The following is a 252-nucleotide window of genomic DNA, read 5'->3' as shown; positions in this document are numbered from 1 at the left end:
CCATCCCTGCGTTGGCAGGCATCGACGATCATCACGTCGTTGCCGGCCTGGGCCAGCGAAGCGCCCAGGTTGACCAGCATCGCGGCCTTGTCGTCGCCCGGCGTGGCCGACAGGAAGGTGACCACGCGCGGCTTCGGCCCGGCCAGCATCCGGCGCTGGCCTTCGGCCTGGTCGAAGTCGAAACTAGCCAAGGCGCACCCCGCGCAGGCTGCTGTCGTTGGCGACGTTGCCGGTATGCGCCATCACCAGCGG

The 252-nt window shown here is 69.4% G+C and carries 1 pseudogene; it reads right to left on the bottom strand.

From position 1 onward, the window contains the following. A pseudogene (locus tag KVT32_RS30815) lies at positions 1-191 on the bottom strand (antiactivator of flagellar biosynthesis FleN protein); the annotation flags it as partial. Positions 192-252 lie beyond the last annotated feature (61 nt).

The organism is Achromobacter sp. GbtcB20 (genome assembly GCF_019091095.1).
GTDB lineage: Bacteria > Pseudomonadota > Gammaproteobacteria > Burkholderiales > Burkholderiaceae_B > Achromobacter > Achromobacter mucicolens.
This window is presented reverse-complemented; position numbering and strand designations above follow the sequence as displayed.